The organism is Pseudomonas cremoricolorata DSM 17059 = NBRC 16634 (genome assembly GCF_000425745.1).
Lineage (GTDB): Bacteria > Pseudomonadota > Gammaproteobacteria > Pseudomonadales > Pseudomonadaceae > Aquipseudomonas > Aquipseudomonas cremoricolorata.
The window spans coordinates 135145-150387 of the sequence record NZ_AUEA01000012.1 but is presented as its reverse complement, the minus strand read 5'-3'; the positions used below and the strand labels follow the sequence as shown (position 1 = coordinate 150387).

Annotated in this window: 13 protein-coding genes; 2 read left to right on the top strand and 11 right to left on the bottom strand. The window is 64.0% G+C overall.

Annotation, left to right across the window (positions count from 1 at the left end; translation table 11 throughout):
* Position 1: 1 nt before the first annotated feature.
* Positions 2–1477, bottom strand: a complete 1476-nt coding sequence (locus H618_RS0115315) for an aldehyde dehydrogenase family protein (protein WP_028695907.1) — start codon at positions 1475–1477, stop codon at positions 2–4.
* A gap of 65 nt (positions 1478–1542) precedes the next feature.
* Positions 1543–2727 (bottom strand): 4-hydroxybenzoate 3-monooxygenase, encoded by a 1185-nt coding sequence (gene pobA, locus H618_RS0115310; protein WP_028695906.1) that lies wholly within the window; start codon positions 2725–2727, stop codon positions 1543–1545.
* Positions 2728–2860: 133 nt separating this feature from the next.
* Between pobA and H618_RS0115305 the strand changes: the two genes are divergently transcribed.
* A complete protein-coding gene (locus H618_RS0115305) occupies positions 2861–3730 on the top strand; it encodes a helix-turn-helix domain-containing protein (RefSeq protein ID WP_028695905.1) in 870 nt (289 codons plus the stop codon).
* On the opposite strand, the gene H618_RS0115300 is transcribed toward H618_RS0115305, so the two are convergent.
* The 4 genes from H618_RS0115300 to mdlC all read right to left on the bottom strand — a co-directional run bounded on the left by H618_RS0115300 (position 3727) and on the right by mdlC (position 9119).
* Positions 3727–4635 carry a ketopantoate reductase family protein gene (locus tag H618_RS0115300; RefSeq protein ID WP_028695904.1) on the bottom strand — a complete coding sequence of 303 codons (909 nt, stop codon included), beginning with the start codon at positions 4633–4635 and terminating at the stop codon, positions 3727–3729. The genes H618_RS0115305 and H618_RS0115300 overlap by 4 nt on opposite strands.
* 100 nt (positions 4636–4735) lie before the next feature.
* Positions 4736–6013: an OprD family porin gene (locus H618_RS0115295; RefSeq protein ID WP_028695903.1), complete on the bottom strand. Its 1278-nt coding sequence runs from the start codon at positions 6011–6013 to the stop codon at positions 4736–4738.
* A gap of 119 nt (positions 6014–6132) precedes the next feature.
* The gene (locus tag H618_RS0115290; protein ID WP_028695902.1) at positions 6133–7467 is read right to left on the bottom strand and encodes an MFS transporter; all 1335 of its coding nucleotides are present in this window, start codon (positions 7465–7467) and stop codon (positions 6133–6135) included.
* A gap of 62 nt (positions 7468–7529) precedes the next feature.
* Positions 7530–9119 (bottom strand): benzoylformate decarboxylase, encoded by a 1590-nt coding sequence (mdlC, locus tag H618_RS0115285; protein WP_028695901.1) that lies wholly within the window; start codon positions 9117–9119, stop codon positions 7530–7532.
* 179 nt (positions 9120–9298) lie between these two features.
* Here mdlC and H618_RS0115280 point away from each other — a divergent pair, with 179 nt between their 5' ends.
* Positions 9299–10213: a LysR family transcriptional regulator gene (locus tag H618_RS0115280; RefSeq protein WP_028695900.1), complete on the top strand. Its 915-nt coding sequence runs from the start codon at positions 9299–9301 to the stop codon at positions 10211–10213.
* Between the two features lie 21 nt (positions 10214–10234).
* Here H618_RS0115280 and H618_RS0115275 read toward each other — a convergent pair whose 3' ends face one another.
* The 5 genes from H618_RS0115275 to H618_RS0115255 form a co-directional block, all read right to left on the bottom strand.
* On the bottom strand, positions 10235–10855 hold the full coding sequence (locus tag H618_RS0115275; protein WP_028695899.1) for a LysE family translocator: 621 nt from the start codon (positions 10853–10855) through the stop codon (positions 10235–10237).
* 88 nt (positions 10856–10943) lie between these two features.
* Positions 10944–11528: a hypothetical protein gene (locus tag H618_RS0115270; protein WP_028695898.1), complete on the bottom strand. Its 585-nt coding sequence runs from the start codon at positions 11526–11528 to the stop codon at positions 10944–10946.
* A 187-nt stretch (positions 11529–11715) separates the two neighbouring features.
* A complete protein-coding gene (locus H618_RS0115265) occupies positions 11716–11928 on the bottom strand; it encodes a hypothetical protein (protein WP_028695897.1) in 213 nt (70 codons plus the stop codon).
* A 623-nt stretch (positions 11929–12551) separates the two neighbouring features.
* Positions 12552–14387: a glutamine--fructose-6-phosphate transaminase (isomerizing) gene (gene glmS, locus H618_RS0115260; RefSeq protein ID WP_028695896.1), complete on the bottom strand. Its 1836-nt coding sequence runs from the start codon at positions 14385–14387 to the stop codon at positions 12552–12554.
* A 2-nt stretch (positions 14388–14389) separates the two neighbouring features.
* Entirely contained in the window at positions 14390–15166 is a 777-nt protein-coding gene (locus H618_RS0115255) for a DeoR/GlpR family DNA-binding transcription regulator (RefSeq protein WP_028695895.1), read from the bottom strand.
* Positions 15167–15243: the final 77 nt, after the last annotated feature.

The following is a 15243-nucleotide window of genomic DNA, read 5'->3' as shown; positions in this document are numbered from 1 at the left end:
ATCAGAAGGGGTAGCGGCGCGGCGAGCCTTGCACGCTGATCCAATGGTCGGTGGTGAATTCCTCGATCGCCCAGTCGCCGTTGAAGCGGCCCAGGCCTGAGTTCTTCTCACCACCGAACGGGGCGTGGGCCTCGTCGTTCACCGGGATGTCATTCACATGGGTCATGCCGGCCTTGACCTGCCGGGCGAAGCGCACCGCACGCTCCAGATTGCCGCTGAACACCGCGCTGGACAGACCGAACTCGCTGTCGTTGGCCAGCTCAAGGGCATGTGCCTCGTCACGCGCACGCTGAATGCCAACCAACGGGCCGAAGATTTCTTCGCGGGCGATTTCCATTTCCTTGGTGACGTCGGCGAATACGTGCGGCGGCAGCAATTGGCCCTGCACTTCACCCTCGACCACCGCCCGGGCGCCCTCCTCCTTGGCTCGCGACACCTTCTCCAGCAGGCCTTGCAACTGCTTGGCGTTGATGATCGGGCCGACCACCGTGTCGGCATCGTGCGGATTGCCGACCTTCAGCGCCTTGACCCGCTCGGCGTAGCGCTCGACGAAGGCATCGTGCAGCGCGTCTTCGACGATGATGCGGTTGATCGCCATGCAGATCTGCCCCTGGTGCAGGAACTTGCCCATCACCGCAGCGTTGACCGCCTGCTCCAGGTCGGCATCGGCCAGCACCACGAACGGGCTGTTGCCACCCAGCTCCAGCGCCACATGCTTGAGGTGCTGACCGCCCGAGGCCAGGCGGCCGATGTTCAGGCCTACCGGGGTCGAGCCGGTGAAGGAGATGAACTTGGGCACTTCGTGCTCGACGAAGGCGTTGCCGATCTTCGAGCCGGCACCGACCACCACGCTGAGCAACCCGGCAGGCAGCCCGGCCGCTTCATAAATGCTCGCCAGCAGCAGGCCGCCGGTCACTGGGGTGTCGCTGGCCGGCTTGATCACCACCGCGTTCCCCAGCGCCAGCGCCGGCGCCACCGAGCGCTGCGACAGGTGCAGGGGGAAGTTCCACGGGCTGATCACCCCGACCACGCCCAGCGCTTCGCGGTACACACGGTTTTCCTTGCCCGGCACGTTGGAGGGCAGCAGGCGGCCGTGCACACGGGCCGGGAACGAGGCCGATTCCAGGGTGATGCCACGCGCTGCGCCCCACTCAATCTGCGCCTTGATGCGGGTACTGCCCGACTCGCGGATGATCCAGTCGATGATCGCTTCGCGGTGTTCGTCGAACAGTTGCACGGCGCGGTGCATCACTGCGGCGCGTTCAGCCGGGCCGGTCGCGGCCCACTTCACCTGGGCCTGGGCGGCGGCGCGGTAGGCCTCGTCGAGGTCATCGCGGTCGGCCTGGACGATCTGCGCCAGCTGGCTGCCGTCGAACGGGTTGGTCACCTGCAGCACACTGCCGTCGCGGCCGTCGCGCCATTGACCGGCAATGAACTGCTGATTGAAGACAGGGAATTGCGTGGCAAGGTGAGTCATGAGTTACCTCTTTATAGGAATAGCGCTCATCGTTTGATGAGTCGTCGATCGCAACGCCGGGGCGGTCATTCCACCGGTTCGTAAGGCAAGCCAACATAGTTTTCGGCGATGGACTTGCGCCCCGCCTCAGAGCCCACGTAGTAGTCCAGTTCAGTCTGCTGCATGCGCTGGCTGAACGGGTCGGTGGCCGGGAACTGGTGCAGGATCGAGGTCATCCACCAGGAGAACCGCTCGGCCTTCCACACCCGCCGCAGGCAGATCTGCGAGTAGCGTTCGAGCAGATCCTGGCGCCCTTCGCGGTAGTACTTGAGCAGAATCCGGTACAGCGTGCTGACATCACTGGCCGCCAGGTTGAGGCCTTTGGCGCCAGTGGGCGGAACGATGTGCGCGGCATCGCCGACCAGGAACAGATGGCCGTACTGCATGGGTTCGACCACGAAACTGCGCAGTGGCGCGATGCTTTTCTCGATGGAAGGGCCGGTCACCAGTTTGTCGGCCACAGGCTTGGGCAGACGGCTTTTCAGCTCGTCCCAGAAGCGCTGGTCGGACCAGTCTTCGACTTTCTCGTCACTGGCCACCTGCACGTAGTAACGGGTGCGGGTTGGCGAGCGCATGCTGCACAGGGCAAAGCCGCGGGCGTGGCTGGCGTAGATCAGCTCGTCGTTGACCGGCGGAGTGTCGGCCAGCACGCCGAGCCAGCCGAACGGGTAAACCCGTTCGAACTCCTTGAGCACGCCGTCTGGAATCGATTTGCGCGACACACCGTGGTAGCCGTCGCAGCCAGCGATCAGGTCGCAGTCGATGCGCACCGGCGCGCCGTTGTGGGTGAAGGTGACGTAGGGCTTTTCGCCCTTGAGTTCGTGCAACTCGACGTCGGCGGCTTCGTAGAAGATCGGCGCCGCGCTTTCGCGACGGGCCTGCATCAGGTCGCGGGTGACTTCGGTCTGGCCGTAGATCATCACGGTCTTGCCGCCGGTCAGCTCACGCAGGTTGATGTGCTCGACGCGGCCGTCGAAGGCCAGTTCGAAGCCATCGTGCACCAGCCCTTCACGGTCCATGCGCTCGCCGACCCCGGCTTCGCGGAGCAGATCGACCATGCCTTGCTCGAGCACACCGGCGCGGATGCGGCCCAGCACATAGTCCGGGCTCTGGCGTTCGATGATGATGTTGTCGATGCCAGCCTTGTGCAGCAGCTGGCCCAGCAGCAGTCCGGACGGACCGGCACCAATAATGGCAATTTGAGTCTTCATTGTTTTTATCCTCATGAGCCGACAGGCTCTGGGTTACGATTCATCGTTCTGTATTTTTCGCAGATAAATGTCCGAGAAGAAGGCAATTTCTGCTTCATTTGTAGGACTTTTCGAGGATTGATGAGGATTACCCATGCTGGCGGCAAACGGTGTTCCCGTGTTCAAGCTCTACGGCGAGACCTCCTGGCCCACGCCAGACCTGATCCACTGCGAATCCATTCCCGAGCGCAGCCGGCTGCACGACTGGACGATCAAGACCCACCGCCACGGCGACCTGGCGCAGTTGCTGTATGTGCAGGCCGGCCAGGCCCATGTGGTGGTCGAAGATGTCGAGTGTCAGGTGGGTGGTGGCGCGTTGCAGGTGGTGCCGGTGATGAGCATTCACGGCTTCAGCTTTTCCGAGGATGTTCAGGGCTATGTCATCAGCCTGGCCAAGCCGATTCTCGAACGCTTCGCGCCATTGCTCGAAGGCAAGCCGATGGCGCAAGCCGAGTGCTACTGGGCCGGTGACGACCGGCGCTACCTCGACGGCCTGTTCGCCCAGTTGACCGAGGAATACACCCAGCGCCGCCCGGAACGCGACCTGATGCTGCAATCGGTGATCTGCGCGCTGCTGGTTTGGCTGTCGCGCCGCTCACGCGAGCGCGCCCAGCACATCGCCCGGCCTCGCGAGCGTGGCCAGCAACACCTCGACACCCTCACCCAGCTGATCGAGCGGCACTTTCGCGAGCACCAGCAGATCGAGCATTACGCCCAGCAGATCGGCGTCAGCGTCGCCCACCTCAATGCCCTGTGCCGGCAACTGACCGGGCAATCGGCCCTGCAGCAGGTCAATCAGCGGGTCGTCCTCGAAGCCAAGCGCAACCTGATCTACACCTCCATGACCATCGGCCAGGTGGCCGACAGCCTGGGCTTTGCCGAGCAGGCGTACTTCTCGCGCTTCTTCAAGCGCGCCACCGGGCTGACGCCCAAGGAGTTTCGCCTGCAACGGCCAGAGGTCTAGGCACCACTGACCTTCACCAGGTTGTACAGCGCCTGCAACACCGGCGTGGCCACACCCAGGCGCTTGCCGTGGGCCACCACCGCGCCGTTGATGAAATCGATTTCGGTTTTGCGCCCGGCTTCGAGGTCTTGCAGCATCGACGGCTTGTGCTGCTGGTGGTTGCGCAAGGCGTAGTCCACCGACGCCCCCACCCGCTGGCGGTCGACCGCGATGCCGGCGGCCTGGGCCACTGCGACGGTTTCGTCGAGAATGCTGTTCAGCAGTTGCCTACCCTGCTCGGAGGCGCCGACCGCGCCGACGGTCTGCCGGGTGACTGCGCACACCGAGTTGAGCGCGGCGTTGAAGGCAACCTTTTCCCAGATCGCCACCTGCACCTGCGGGTCGGCTTCGCAGGGCAATCCAGCCTGGCTGAACACTGCCGCCACTTCATGCACGCGCGGCTGGTCTTCGCCGTTGCCGGCCCACAGATTGATATGCCCTTCGCCATGGCTGTGCACCACGCCCGGCGCGACCAGATCCGCCGGCAGGTTGGTCATGCCGACGATGACCCGTTCGGCCGGCACCACCCCAGCGATGATCTCGGCATTGCCCAGGCCGTTCTGCACCGACAGCGCCCAGGTATCGGGGCCGACCAGATGACGCACCGACTCGATGGCCGCCGCAGTGTGAAAGCCCTTGGTGAAGATCACTAGCACGTCGAAATGCCCGGACAGCTCGGTTGCCCGGCCAATCGGCACCTGCACCGTGGCCTGCACGTCAGGGGTTTCCAGGCGCAGGCCCTGGCGGGCGATGACCTCAATGGCCTGCTCGGAAGCCTCGACGAACGATACCGCCTGCCCGGCCAGTCCCAAGCGCGCGCCAAACAGCCCGCCCATCGCGCCGGCGCCCACAATTGCAATTTTCATCACTGCTCCTTCGAATGCATCCCATAGTTGCTGTACGAACCCGGCTTCGTGACGCAAGGCCGGGCCGCAGATGCTCATGCCAGAGCACCCGTCTCACCCTTCAGAACTTCCAGGTGTAGGTGGTGATCAGCCGGTTCTCGGCGTAATCGGCGCCCGACACCCGGCCATTGCCGTAACGGGTCTTGACGTCGATGTTGCGCCATTCGAAGCCCAGGCCCTTGAGCGCGCCGCTTTGCAGCACGTAGCTGAAGACAAAGTTGCGCTCGCTTTCAACGTTGCGGTCAAGCTCGTTGTTGCCCCGGTCGATGCCGGTGCCCCGCAGGTAGCGGGTCATGAACTTCAGGCCCGGTACGCCCATGGCGGCAAAATCGTAGTCATAGCGCAGTTGCCAGGACGCTTCGTTGGCCTTGAAGAAGCCCAGCGTCGACCAGTTGACCAGGTACGGTTGCGGCGCCCAGCCGTTGAACAGCGGGAAGGCGCTGTCGCCGAGCATGCGCTGGTAGCCGATGCCGAAACCGTGGCCGCCGGTCTTGAGCGTGGTCATGGCGCCGTAGCTCTTGTTGTCGATGGCGCCGTACAGCGCCTGGCCGTCTTCGCGGTTCTGGTAGTAACGCAGCTCGGTCTGCAAGGCGTAGGTATCGGACAGCGCCCAACGGTTGGACAGGCCCAGGTAGTGCTGCTGGTAGATGTCTTCGAGCTGGCCGTAGAAGTAAGTGGCCGACAGGTCCGGGGTGAACTGATAAGTGGCGCCGGCGAAATTCAGGCCGTCGCTGGGCTTGCGGATGTTGGCGCCGTTCATCAGGTAGATCTTTTCCCGATTGGACGACTCACGGGTGGCGATGCGGTCGATGCGTCCCGCCGTCAGCGTGAGGTTGGACCACTCCTTGGATTCGATCATTGCGCCCTGGTAGGTGGTGACCAACTGCCGCGAGTCGTCGATGTAGGCCACCGGCAGACGCGGGCGCAGCTCACCCACGCGCAGTTCGGTCTGCGAGTACTTGACCTTGCCGGTGACGCCGGTGCGGCCATAGTCGCGCACCTGATCGCCCTTGCTGGCGTCATAGGGAATCACGCTGTCCGGGCCGCGTCCGCCGCCGCCGTCGAGGCGATAGGCCCATTGGGTGCTGGTCTCCACGCCAAATTGCAGCGGGCCTTCGGTATAGCCTGAGGTGAAGCGCAGGTCGAAGCCTTGGGTCCAGCTGCCGATGCGCGACTTGGCGGCATCGGACTGTTTGAAATCGCGGTCGATGTAGGCGTTGCGCAGCCCGAGCACGACGCTGCTGTCATCGATGAAGTCGGCGTGGGCGCCGAACGATTGGGCCAGGCAGGCACAGCCGAGCAGCCACACGCTGCGGCTGGACAATTGAAAACGACGCATCCCGGTACCTTCTTATTGTTGTCGAAACGCCACGCTCCACCGCACCGCTCGGTATCGAGCGGCCGGTGTCTGCAAAGGGGGTTGGTTGGGCGCCCGAGCGCCCGTTCAGCGGCGGGCGCTCAGGGACGGGCGTGCAGCGCCTGCCCTTGTGCGCCTGGCGATGCCACAGGGCGCCTGCGAATCATCGCGATGGCGAACACCGCCACCACCCCAGGCACGGCACAGAGGATGAAGTTGAGCTGCAGCGGCAGGTTCATGCTCATCATCAGGCCACCCAGGGTCGGCCCGGCGACGCCACCGAAGCGACCGATCGCCGAACACCAGCTCACGCCGGTCGAGCGGATCTCGCTCGGGTACTGCTGGGCGGCGAAGGCATGAATCACCGCCAGGGTGCCGATGGTGGTGGCGCCGGCAACCAGCAGCATGATGTTGAGCAGCAGAGGGCCGGGCTTGATACCGAGGATGCACAGCGACACCACGGCCATCATGAAGAACAGCATCAGCGTCGGCTTGCAGCCCCAGCGGTCTGCCAGCCAGCCGCCGCCCAGCGCGCCGAAGGTGGCGCCGATGTTCAGGGTGACCAGGAACATCAGGCTCGACCCCAGCTCGAAGCCACCGGCGACCATGATCTTCGGCAGCCAGGTGTTGAGGCCGTAGACCATCAGCATGCACATGCCAAAGCCCAGCCAGAGGAACACCGTGCCGACCCCACGGCCTTCAGCGAACAGGCGCGAAAGCGGCGCGGCAGACGAGGTTCGGACCGGTGCTTCGAAGCTGACCTGGCTGATGTTCACCTGTGGATCGATGCGCGTGAGCAGGCGGCTGGCCGCGGCGCTGTCCTTTTCCAGCAGGTAGTGCAGTGACTCCGGCAGTTGCCGCGCCAGCCAGGGCAGGAACAGCAGCGGCAGGCCGCCGATGATGAAGGTCGCTTCCCAGCCGAAGCGCGGGATGATCATCATCGCCACCAGGGCGGAAATCATCGCGCCGATGGAATAGAAGCTGAGCATGACAGTGGTCAGCGAGCTGCGCCGTGAGGTCGGCGCCAGGTCGTTCATCAGCGCGACGATGTTGGGAATCGCCCCGCCCAGGCCAACGCCGGTGACGAAGCGCGCCAGGGCGAAGCTCGGCGCGTCCCAGGTGAAAGCGGTGGCCAGCGCGCAGAGGCTGGCCAGGGTCATCGAGCAGATGATCACCTTGCGCCGGCCGAGGCGGTCGGCCAGCGGGCCGACGGCGACCGCGCCGAACATCATGCCGAACAGCGCGGCGCTGCCCATCCAGCCGGCGATCACCGGCGTCAGTGCCCATTCTTCCATCAGGCGCGGCACCACCGAGCCGTAGATGACCAGGTCGTAGCCATCGAACAGCATGATGAAAGAGCACCAGAACAGCAGTGTGTAATGAAGCTTGCCGAGGGGCGCGGCCCCTGCGACGTCGAGCGCACGTTTCTGAGTCATGGTCAGGTCTTCTTGTTGTTATGTCAGTGAGTCGAAGGGGCTGCGTCGGCCCCCGCAGCCGGTCAGTGAGGTTCGATGGTGACGGTCGGGACCTCGATGACAGTCGGTTCGTTGGCATCCAGCGCGGCGCGCAGGGCGGCCTCGAAGCTGGCGCGGGTGTCGGTGTGCACGGCCTTGACCCCGTAGCCCTTGGCGATCGCGCAGAAGTCCAGGCCCGGCACGTCCAGGCCCGGTGCGTCCTCGGCCTTGAGCACGCCGGCGAACCAGCGCAGGGCGCCATAGGTGCCGTTCTTGAGGATGATGAACACCACCGGCACGCGGTACTGGGCAGCGGTCCACAGGGCGGTGATGCCGTAGTTGGCAGAGCCATCACCGATCAGGGCGACCACCCGCCGTTGCGGCTGGGCGAGCTGCACGCCGACCGCAGCCGGCAAGCCGAAGCCCAAGCCGCCGGCGGCCGGGAAGTAGTAACTGCCGGGGTGGCGCAGGTTCATACGCTGCCAGAAGGCGCTGGTGGTCGAGGTCGATTCCTTGACGTAGATGGCATCTTCCGGTGCCACCGCATTGAGCACATCGAACAAGGTTTCCGGACGCAGCTGACGAGGCTCGTCAGCCATCGGCTGGGGTACCGGAAGCGCCTGTGGATAACTGCGCGACTGTTGCATCACACCGCCAGCCAGCGCGCTCAAGGCCACTGCGATGTCGCCGATCAGCGCATCGCCCATCGGTGCCCGCGCCGCTTCCTGCGGGTCGGAGGTGATGTGCAACAGGCGCGCGCCGGCGGGCAGGTAATCACCGGGGGCGAACTGGTGATAACGAAACACCGGGGCGCCGACCACCACGATCAGGTCGTGGCCATCGAGGATTTTGCTGATGCCGGCGATGGCCGCCGGCAGTACGCCGCGGAAACTCGGGTGGCGGGTGGGGAACGGGCAGCGCGAGGCCGACGGCGCGATCCACACCGGCAGGCGCAGTTTGTCGGCCAGGGCCACGGCGGCGGCGTTGCTCAGGGTGGCGTCGACTTCAGGGCCGAGCACCAGCACGGGGTTACGTGCCTGGTCCAATTGCGTGATCAGCCTCTGCAGCTGCGCGGCATCGGGGGTGCCGGCAACCTGCACCTGGCGTTCGAACAGATGCTCGACACCCGGAGCGCAGGGCTCATCCCAGTCGTCGTAGGGAATCGACAGGTACACCGGCGCCTTGGGCGTGGTGTTGGCGTAGTGGATGGCCTGGCTCAGCGCCCGAGGTACGTCTTGGGCATTGGCCGGCTCGTAGCTCCACTTCACCAGCGGCTTGGGCAGTTGCACGGCATCGACGTTGGCCAGCATTGCCTCGACGCCGATCATCGGCCGCACCTGCTGGCCGGCGGTGATCACCAGCGGGCTGTGCGAGTACCACGAGTTGGTCAGCGCGCCCATGCCATTGCCGGTGCCTGCCGCCGCGTGCAGGTTGACGAAGGCCGGCTTGCCGCTGGCCAGTGCGTAGCCATCGGCCATGCCCACCACCGCACCTTCGTGCAGCCCCAGCACGTACTGGAAATCTTCCGGAAACGACTTGAGAAACGGCAGCTCGTTGGAGCCCGGATTGCCGAAGATAGTGGTCATGCCATGGCGCCGGAGCAGCGTGTAGGCAGCGGAGTGGATGGTTTGCATGGGGCATGGGTTCCGCGTGTGTCATGAGGCTTCCACTCTAGGAACAGTCAATAAATCGATCAAATAAATGTTTTTCCACTGCTGTATAAATGCAATCTATAGGATAGGAGATGCTGCGGCGTAACCGACGCACCGACCACCCACCCTTCCCGACCTGCTGCAAACGGATCGCCACGACCATGGCCAACTTCGATCTCAACCTCATCACCACCTTCATCACTCTCTACGAAACCCAGAGCGTGACCACCACCGCGCAACGGCTGTTCGTCACCCAGCCGTCGGTCAGCTACGCGCTGGGCAAGCTGCGTGAGCAGTTCGATGACGCGCTGTTCGTGCGCAACCGTCAGGGCATGCAGCCGACCAGGCTCGCGACCCAGCTCTACGGCGGCTTCAAGGAGGCTTCGCGCTGCATCGACTCGGCGGTGGCCGAAGCGCGCAAGTTCGAGCCCGGGCATTCCCAGCGCCAGTTCCGCCTGGCGCTGTCCGACCTCGGCGAAATGGCGCTGCTGCCGCGGCTGATGGAACGCCTGAGCAGCCAGGCGCCGAATATCGAACTAGAAGTCATCCCGCTGGAAATCGACCAGGTCGGCACCTGGCTCAGCGACGGCCACGTCGACGCCGCCATCTGCAGCCGCAAGCTCAGCGAAACCGGGGTGGTGTCACGGGTGTTGATGAAGGAACGCTACGTGTGCCTGCTCGATGCCGCCCACCCGCGTATCGGCGAGACCCTCAACATGCAGCAGTTTCTCGCCGAACCCCACGTGTTGGTGACCCGCACCTCCGGCCACGGCATGGCCGAAGAAGCCCTGCAACGGCTCGGCGTGGAACGCCGCATCAAGCTGCGCCTGCCGCATTTCTCGGTGCTGCCACGGCTGATTCCCGGCACCGACCTGCTGGGCATCCTGCCCAGCCAGATCGCCGAAAGCTTTTGCGAAATGCCCCTGCACAGCCAACTCAAGACCCTCGAACTGCCGTTCGACGTACCGGCCTTCGAAGTGTCGCTGCACTGGCATTCACGCAGTACGCAGTCCACGGCGCTGACCTGGTTCTTGCGTCAGGTGCAGGTTGCGTTGGGTGGGGCGGGTCTGGCCTGAGTCGGCGTCGAAGACCTTACTTCAACGCCTGCCCAAGGCCAGCCGGGCGGCGAACAAAACGAAGATAAGGCCCGTGGCACGGTCCATCCACTGGATCACCCGTTCACGCCGCAGTACGCCGGCCAGCGGTCGAGTGACGCCAATCAGCACACCCGACCAGATCAGCCCGAGCAGCACATGGATGCTGACCAGGCCGAAGGTCCAGGCGATCAGGTTCTGCGCGGGCGGAATGAACTGCGGCAGGAACGACACGTAGAAAATCCCCACCTTGGGATTGAGCACATTGCCCATCATGCCCTTGAGAAACCAGTTGCCACGCGCCCTGGCGCCTGCCTCAGGCGACGCCAGGGTGCTGCGCGGGCGCAGCAGCATGCCTAAGCCCAACCACGCCAGGTACGCCGCGCCGCAGTATTTGAGCAGGTTGTAGGCCAGCTCCGACACGGCAATCAACGCCCCCAGGCCAAACGCCACCGCAGCGCCCCACACCAGGCAACCGGCATTGATCCCCAACGCCGCCCGAAACGCCTGCTGCTTGCCTTCCACCGTGGCCGTTCGCAATACCAGCGCGGTATCCAGGCCAGGGGTCAGCGTCAGCACGGTCGCGGCCAGGGTGAAGGCCAGCAGGTTGTCGGCGATGGACATGGGTCGAATGTCTCTGAGGAATGATCAATTGACTTGGTTTGCGCTGCGCGCAGGGCCACCGGGTACGACGAGGCGCACCAGCCAGTCACTACTCGATGCCGCACTTAGCCAATGCTTTCTCGAGCGAGTCATCCAGTACGTACTCGCCGCTGGGCGTGGACGCCGAGCCGTCCCTCAAGGATTGGTAACGCAAGACAGCACCGCTTCTAAGTTGTGCGAGGATCTTTTCGGCCTTTTCGCCGGTGGCCAGGGCGAAAGGCGAGCGTTGCTGCACCCCTGTCTGCCAGACGAGTTCATCCAGTTGCTTATCGCCTGTGCTTGATAACAACCAGCTCGGGGGCTTCTTGACTTTGGCTTTTCGCGGTGTCTCATAAGGGCTGATCGTCCACGCCGGCAACTGGTCGATCTGGATCTGTACCATCCCGACTGGAGCACTGAGCAGCGCCCGGGTTCTCATGCCAACCAGCAGCACGCCACGGATCTTTTCGATGTAGGGAAAGTAGTGGAGCGTGAACAGGCGACTGTCGGAATAGAACGCCGCCGTCGTCACGCCGCAGGTGGACTCGTCCATGAAGCGATCGGACGTCTCGACCGTGATCCACTGCGGCCCCGGTTGAGTCCCCGCGCACCCCACTAGCGTCAATGCCAACGCCAGCGTCCAAAGTCTTTTCATGTGCATCCTTGTCAGTGGGCAAGATTGCCCTGTCCGTGTCCGTAACTTGAAGGTTAACGCCCTGGGTCAGGGCGTTATACGTGGGTGGATCGAAACTGCCAATGATTGGGCGGGGAATCGGCTTTGTCGGTGACTGGCGAAATTGTCCGACCTCACGAGCAGTCAGCAGATATCCACAGCCCTTGTCCTAGGATCCGGAGTCTCGAATAAGACCGCACTGCTCACTCGCTAGCCGACTGATGATCCTGATGGCCTGGTGCAGCCCCGCAGTGGTCCGGAAACTCAACTGTGGATTGTGTTCGCACTCAAACAGTTCGTCGTGCTGCACCAACGCCTCTGCGAGCAGTTCGAGGGTGCGGGTGTAGTCCTGAAGCGTGGATAGGCGTTCGCGTTCAGTCATGGGTCACCTGCATGGGGTGCGAAGACCGACGGATAGCGTCGAGCCGGTGAGCTGGGTATGCGTAGGGGGTGTGAGGGCGGAGCGCGAATGCGAGGAGCCCGAGCGGATTTTCGGTGGTCATGCATGAGTTCCTTTCGTTGTGGAACTGCCACCGCTCGCGGCCAAGCAAGTTAAGGTGGCAGCAGTACGCGGGTTGGCCGACCGGGACGAAAGGAGCCCGGCACACCCGAAGGTGTCCCGCGCACCACCGCCATGACGCAACATCGCGGGCACAAAAAAAGCGCCTGCGATGAACACTTGGCGCTGCTGCGCCTTTCGATTCCGACCGGCCAAGGTCGCATCGCCGAAGGTTCGACGACGTTGGGAATGTATGCCTGTGGGTGGGGTTGTGCAAGGGAAACGGGCATTAACGACCCGATCCACGTCTTATGGTCTTGCTTCGATGGGATCGAGGACCATTGCGGTGGTTGAAATCGAAGAAGCATGGATCAGCACCGACGCGGTATCGGGGTAAGCGCAACAGCGGAGGGGGAGCGCTACGAAGAAAGGAGCCGTTTAAGGCTCCCCCATCTGCGGCAGTTGTAATTCTCAGAGCCCACGCGCTGGCTCCTAACCCCCCACCCTCACTCCACCGTCACCGACTTCGCCAGATTCCGCGGCTGATCCACATCCGTGCCCTTGAGCACTGCGACGTAGTACGACAGCAGTTGCAGGGGGATGGTGTAGAGGATCGGTGCGAGGGCGTCGTTGATGTGTGGGAGATTGATGACGTGGGTGCCTTCGCCGTTGCTCATGCCGGCTTGTTCGTCAGCGAACACCACCAGTTCACCGCCGCGGGCACGGACTTCCTGGAGGTTGGACTTGAGCTTTTCCAGCAGCTCGTTGTTCGGCGCCACGGTGACCACCGGCATGTCGGCGTCGACCAGAGCCAGGGGGCCGTGCTTGAGCTCGCCGGCCGGGTAGGCTTCGGCGTGGATGTAGGAGATTTCCTTGAGCTTGAGTGCGCCTTCCATCGCTACCGGGTATTGCGCGCCGCGGCCGAGGAACAGGGTGTGGTGCTTGTCGGCGAACAGCTCGGCGGTTTTCTCGACCGTGGTGTCCATCGCCAGCGCTTCGCCCAGGCGGCTGGGCAGGCGGCGCAGTTCGTCCACCAGCTCGGCTTCAACGCCTGCGCCGAGGGTGCCACGCACCTGGCCCAGGGCCAGCGTCAGCAGCATCAGCGACACCAACTGGGTGGTGAAGGCCTTGGTCGAGGCGACGCCAATTTCCGGGCCGGCCAGGGTCAGCAGGGTGAGGTCGGATTCGCGCACCAGCGAGCTGATGCCGACGTTGCAGATCGCCAGGCTGCCGAGGAAGCCCAGGGCCTTGCCGTTGCGCAGCGCGGCGAGGGTGTCGGCGGTTTCACCGGACTGCGAGATGGACACGAACAGGGTGTCGGGCTGCACGACTACCTTGCGGTAGCGGAATTCGCTGGCCACTTCCACCTGGCAGGGGATGCCGGCCAGGCTTTCCAGCCAGTAACGGGCGACCATGCCGGCGTGGTAGCTGGTGCCGCAGGCGACGATCTGCACGTTGCGCACCTTGGCGAACAACTCGGCAGCCTGTGGACCGAACGCCTGCACCAGCACGTGATCCTTGCCTAGGCGGCCTTCGAGCGTGCGCTGGACGACACTGGGTTGCTCGTGGATTTCCTTGAGCATGAAGTGCCGGTAGTGGCCCTTGTCGGCCGCCTCGGCGCCTTCGTGGTACTGCACCACTTCGCGCTGCACGGCGTGGCCGGCCTGGTCCCAGATGCTCACCTGTTCACGGCGAATCTCAGCGATGTCGCCTTCTTCGAGGTACATGAAGCGGTCGGTGACCTGGCGCAGGGCGAGCTGATCGGAGGCGAGGAAGTTCTCACCGATGCCCAGGCCGATCACCAGCGGGCTACCGCTGCGCGCAGCCACCAGCCGGTCGGGCTGGGCGGCGCTGACCACGGCCAGGCCATAGGCGCCGTGCAAGCGCTGCACCGCCGCCTTGACCGCGTCGGCCAGGTCAGGGGTGCTTTTGAGCAGGTGGTGGATCAGGTGGACGATGACCTCGGTGTCGGTCTCGGAGGCAAATACATAGCCGAGCGCCTTGAGCTCATCGCGCAGGGCTTCGAAGTTCTCGATGATGCCGTTGTGCACCACCGCCACCTCATGACCAGAAAAGTGCGGGTGAGCGTTGCGCTCGGTGGGCGCGCCGTGGGTCGCCCAGCGCACGTGGGCGATGCCCAGCTGGCCGAGCAGCGGCTCGTCTGCTACCGCGCTTTCCAGTTCACGCACCTTGCCGATGCGGCGACGCCGCTGCAAGCCGTCCTGGGCACTGAAGACTGCCAGGCCGGCGCTGTCGTAGCCGCGGTATTCCAGGCGCTTGAGGCCTTCGATGAGGATGGTCGTGATGTTGCGCTCGGCGACGGCTCCAACGATTCCACACATGGTTATTGCTCCTGGCTGATCGTGGCGCAGATCAGGGTGACGCCACGGGCTTGAATAGGTTCGCGTGCCTCGGCGGGCAGGCGGTCATCGGTAATCAAGGTGCTGATGCGTTCCCAAGGCAGCTCGAGGTTGGGGATTTTTCGCCCGACCTTGTCAGACTCGACCATCACGATCACTTCGCGGGCCACCTCGGCCATGACCCGGCTAAGGCCCAGCAGTTCGTTGAAGGTGGTGGTGCCGCGGTTCAGGTCGATGCCATCGGCACCGATGAACAACTGGTCGAAATCGTAGGAGCGCAGCACCTGTTCGGCCACCTGGCCCTGGAAGGATTCGGAATGCGGGTCCCAGGTGCCGCCGGTCATCAACAGCACCGGCTCGTGCTCCAGCTCGCTGATGGCGCGGGCCACATTGAGCGAGTTGGTCATCACCACCAGGCCGGGCTGACGCCCCAGCTGCGGAATCATCGCTGCCGTGGTGCTGCCGCTGTCGATGATGATCCGTGCGTGCTCGCGAATGCGTTGCACGGCGGCGCGGGCGATGGCCTGTTTGTACGGCGAGATTGGCTGTGCGGGCTCACCGAGCAATTCCTGTGGTACCGGCACCGCTCCGCCATAGCGGCGCAGCAGCAGGCCGTTGCTTTCAAGGGCTGCGAGGTCCTTGCGGATGGTCACCTCGGAGGTCTCGAAACGCTTGGCCAGGGCGTCGACACTTACCTCGCCCTGCTCACTGAGCAAGGCGAGGATATTGTGCCGGCGTTGGGGAGTGTTTCGTTTCGACATGAGCGCTTAAGTTTCGATTCGAAAGATAATGCGGGCAATCAAAACTCAATCGTAAGCGTTCGTCAAGGGGTGGATTT

Bases quoted from the DNA above. Each gene is read 5' to 3' on its own strand.
- mdlC (WP_028695901.1), bottom strand. From the start codon at position 9,119: ATGCAAACCATCCACTCCGCTGCCTACACGCTGCTCCGGCGCCATGGC.
- H618_RS0115295 (WP_028695903.1), bottom strand. From the start codon at position 6,013: ATGCGTCGTTTTCAATTGTCCAGCCGCAGCGTGTGGCTGCTCGGCTGT.
- H618_RS0115275 (WP_028695899.1), bottom strand. From the start codon at position 10,855: ATGTCCATCGCCGACAACCTGCTGGCCTTCACCCTGGCCGCGACCGTG.
- H618_RS0115255 (WP_028695895.1), bottom strand. From the start codon at position 15,166: ATGTCGAAACGAAACACTCCCCAACGCCGGCACAATATCCTCGCCTTG.
- pobA (WP_028695906.1), bottom strand. From the start codon at position 2,727: ATGAAGACTCAAATTGCCATTATTGGTGCCGGTCCGTCCGGACTGCTG.
- H618_RS0115290 (WP_028695902.1), bottom strand. From the start codon at position 7,467: ATGACTCAGAAACGTGCGCTCGACGTCGCAGGGGCCGCGCCCCTCGGC.
- H618_RS0115270 (WP_028695898.1), bottom strand. From the start codon at position 11,528: ATGAAAAGACTTTGGACGCTGGCGTTGGCATTGACGCTAGTGGGGTGC.
- H618_RS0115265 (WP_028695897.1), bottom strand. From the start codon at position 11,928: ATGACTGAACGCGAACGCCTATCCACGCTTCAGGACTACACCCGCACC.
- H618_RS0115300 (WP_028695904.1), bottom strand. From the start codon at position 4,635: ATGAAAATTGCAATTGTGGGCGCCGGCGCGATGGGCGGGCTGTTTGGC.
- glmS (WP_028695896.1), bottom strand. From the start codon at position 14,387: ATGTGTGGAATCGTTGGAGCCGTCGCCGAGCGCAACATCACGACCATC.
- H618_RS0115280 (WP_028695900.1), top strand. From the start codon at position 9,299: ATGGCCAACTTCGATCTCAACCTCATCACCACCTTCATCACTCTCTAC.
- H618_RS0115305 (WP_028695905.1), top strand. From the start codon at position 2,861: ATGCTGGCGGCAAACGGTGTTCCCGTGTTCAAGCTCTACGGCGAGACC.
- H618_RS0115315 (WP_028695907.1), bottom strand. From the start codon at position 1,477: ATGACTCACCTTGCCACGCAATTCCCTGTCTTCAATCAGCAGTTCATT.